We start from the raw sequence: 3196 nt of genomic DNA, 5'->3' as shown, positions 1-3196 counted from the left end.
GGCACGAGCCCCCCGCGGCGCTCGCCGACGCCGTCCGCCGCGCCGTGACGGGCGAGGCGGTCACGGACCCGACGCTCGAACCGCAGGACCGCGGGCGGGACGGCCGTTCCAGGCCACCGATTTGACGGATTCCGCCGCAGCGCCGGACCGCGTACCGGGCCCAGGATGAGCCTCCCGCAACCTGCTTTCGTGGAGGAATCATGCGCATGTCCGCCCTGCCCGCCGCGCTCGCGCTGGTGGCCGCCGTGCTCGCCACGGGAGCGGCTCCGGCCACCGCCGACACCCCGGGCCCGGTCCTCACGGTCGACCTGGAGGCCGGCACCGCCGCCCTCCACCACAACACCGCGCGGGTGACCTACGAGCGCGTCGACGGCGCGGTGAACGCGGTCAGGATCATCTCGGTGGAGATCGTCAGCGGCGAGCGCGACTGTGCCTGGGTGGCGTGGAACGACCCGCACAACGTGAACGACTGGTCCAACCTGACGAGCGAGCCCTCCTGCAACGGCACCGGCCTGGTGGAGTCGCCCGACGAGATCATCAAGGCGCCGGCCGGCCACCCGCTCAAGGTGCGCCTGGCCGCGGACCACGGCACGGACGTGGTGCACAAGGACATCGAGAAGCTCTGACCGGGGTCGGGCGGGGCCCGGTCGCTACGAGCCGTCGCCCGCCCGCGCATGGGCGAGGGCGGCCAGGCGGTCGCTCTCGCCCGGGGCGGTGAACAGCCGCTTGGGCAGCACCACGAGGCAGGTCCGGCGGCGCGAGCGGCCCGTGAACACGTGCAGCCGGGGCGTCTCGTGGTACCAGCGCACCTCGTCCCAGGTGATCCGCTGCGACTGCCCGCCGCGGAACGCCGTGATGCCCTCCTCGTCCACCACGGCCCGTTTCTGCTCGCCGGCCCGGCCGGAGCGGAAACCCGAGGCCACCACCAGCCGCGGCAGGACCAGCAGCGCGACGAGGCCGTACACCACCGCGATGCCGAGGGCGACAGGGTCCACGCTCAGACCGTCCGGGGAGGGCGAGATGCCCGTCGCGGCGAGGAAGACCGTGCCGAGTACGGCCGGCACCCGCCCCCTGCGGAACATCCCGGCGGCTCGGGCGGCCTCGGTGTACTCGTCCCGGGATACGTCGCCGGTGACGCTGAAGGACGTCTCGCACATGTCGCTCACGGGGGCGGAGCCTACCCCTCCGCCCCCGGCGGGACGGAGCGGGATCAGTCCCGCCGCAGGAGGGTGACGACGGCCGCCCCGCCGAGGCCGATGTTGTGGGCGAGGCCGACGCGGGCGCCCGCGACCTGCCGCGGACCGGCGGCGCCGCGCAGTTGCCAGACCAGTTCCGCCGCCTGTGCGAGCCCCGTCGCACCCAGCGGGTGGCCCTTGGAGATCAGGCCGCCGGAGGGGTTCACCACCCACCGCCCGCCGTACGTCGTCGCGCCCGACTCCACCAGCTTCCCGCCGCCGCCCTCCTCGCACATCCCCAGCGCCTCGTACGTCAGCAGCTCGTTGATCGAGAAGCAGTCGTGCAGCTCGATCACGTCCACGTCCTCGATGCCGAGCCCGGACGCCGAGAACACCTGCCGTCCGGCCGCCGCCGTCATCGGCCTGCCGACCACGTCGATGCACGATCCGGAGGCGAAGGACTCCTGCGTGTCCGTCGTCATCGCCTGCGCGACGATCTCCACCGCCTTGTCGTGCAGCCCGTGCCGCACCACGAACCGCTCGGACACGACCACCGCGGCCGCCGCCCCGTCCGAGGTCGGTGAGCACTGGAGCTTCGTCAGCGGCTCGTGGATCGGCTTGGCCGCCAGGATCTCCTCGACCGTGTACACGTCCTGGAACTGCGCGTTCGGGTTGTTCGCCGAGTGCCGGTGGTTCTTCGCCCCCACCGCCGCCAGCTGCGCGGCCGTGGTCCCGTACCGCTCCATGTGCTCGCGCGCCGCGTTCCCGAAGATCTGCGCGGTCGGCGGCGACATCTCGAAGCCGTGCCCGGCGGCCATGATCCCGTAGTGCCGGGCGACCGGCGAGGTCTTGAAGTCGGAGCCCGCGTCGGCGCCCCCGCCCAGCGCGCCCTTCTTCATCTTCTCGAAGCCCAGCGCCAGCACGCAGTCGCTGATCCCGCCCTCCACGAACTGCCGGGCCATCATCAGCGCCGTGGACCCGGTGGCGCAGTTGTTGTTCACGTTGTAGACCGGGACCCCGCTCAGCCCCAGCTCGTACGCGGCCCGCTGGCCGGCCGTGGAGGCCTGGAAGCAGTACCCGACCGGCACCTGCTCGACCAGGTCGTAGCCGATGCCCGCATCGGCCAGCGCCGCCGTCCCGGCCTCCTTCGCCATGTCCCAGTACTGCCAGTCCCTCGACTCCGGCTTCTCGAACTTCGTCATGCCGACGCCCACGATGTACGACTTCATGCCCGACAACTCCTAGTCCCTGGGAAGGCCGAGGATCCGCTCGGCCACGACGTTGAGCTGGACCTGCGTGGTGCCTCCGGCGATGGTCAGGCAGCGGGACATGAGCATCCCGTGCACCGCCCGCTCCCCCGCCCCCTCCCGTACGGCGCCCGCCGGGCCCAGCAGTTCGAGCGCGAGCTCGGCGGTCCGCTGCTGGTGCGGGGTCTGGACGAGCTTGCGCACCGACGCACCGGCCCCCGGCTCCAGCCCCGACACCTGCTGGAGCGTGGTGCGCAGCCCGATGCAGGCCAGGGCGTGCGCCTCGGCCGTGAGCGCCCCGATCCGGGCCCGGTAGGAGCCGTCGAGTTCGGCGGAGCGGGCGATCAGCGCCTCCAGCCCGGACGCGAAGGTCATCTGGTCGGCCATGTGGACCCGCTCGTTGCCGAGGGTGTTGCGGGCGACCTTCCAGCCGTCGTCGGGCGCGCCGACGAGGGCGTCCGCGGGCAGCAGGACGTCGTCGAACCAGACCTCGTTGAAGAGGGCGTCGCCGGTGATCTCCTTGAGGGGGCGCACGTCGATGCCGGGGCTGTTGCGCATGTCGACGACGAAGTAGCCGAGCCCCTCGTGCTTGGGGGCGGCCGGGTCGGTCCGGGCCAGCAGGATCCCGAAGTCGGCGCTGTGCGCGGAACTCGTCCACACCTTCTGCCCGTTGACCTTCCAGGAGCCGTCCGGAGTCCGCGGGGGCCCGGGGGGGGGCGCGGGGCCGTGGGCGGCGGGATGGTTTTAACAAAATAAGGCGGCGGCGCGCAATAT

The 3196-nt window shown here is 72.6% G+C and carries 3 protein-coding genes and 1 pseudogene; 1 reads left to right on the top strand and 3 read right to left on the bottom strand.

Annotation, left to right across the window (positions count from 1 at the left end; genetic code table 11):
* Nucleotides 1–200 precede the first annotated feature (200 nt).
* Nucleotides 201–626: a hypothetical protein gene (locus ACFXA3_RS39430; protein ID WP_385195724.1), complete on the top strand. Its 426-nt coding sequence runs from the start codon at nucleotides 201–203 to the stop codon at nucleotides 624–626.
* 24 nt (nucleotides 627–650) lie between these two features.
* On the opposite strand, the gene ACFXA3_RS39425 is transcribed toward ACFXA3_RS39430, so the two are convergent.
* From ACFXA3_RS39425 to ACFXA3_RS39415, 3 genes and pseudogenes are all read right to left on the bottom strand, one after another.
* The gene (locus tag ACFXA3_RS39425) at nucleotides 651–1166 is read right to left on the bottom strand and encodes a YcxB family protein (RefSeq protein WP_385195721.1); all 516 of its coding nucleotides are present in this window, start codon (nucleotides 1164–1166) and stop codon (nucleotides 651–653) included.
* Nucleotides 1167–1210: 44 nt separating this feature from the next.
* Nucleotides 1211–2404 (bottom strand): lipid-transfer protein, encoded by a 1194-nt coding sequence (locus ACFXA3_RS39420; RefSeq protein ID WP_385195719.1) that lies wholly within the window; start codon nucleotides 2402–2404, stop codon nucleotides 1211–1213.
* 12 nt (nucleotides 2405–2416) lie between these two features.
* Nucleotides 2417–3121, bottom strand: a pseudogene (locus ACFXA3_RS39415) (acyl-CoA dehydrogenase family protein); the annotation flags it as partial.
* Nucleotides 3122–3196: the final 75 nt, after the last annotated feature.

It is taken from the genome of Streptomyces sp. NPDC059456 (genome assembly GCF_042750055.1).
Taxonomy (GTDB): Bacteria; Actinomycetota; Actinomycetes; order Streptomycetales; family Streptomycetaceae; genus Streptomyces.
The sequence above is the reverse complement of the archived record's forward strand: the minus strand, read 5'-3'. Positions and strand labels throughout refer to the sequence as shown.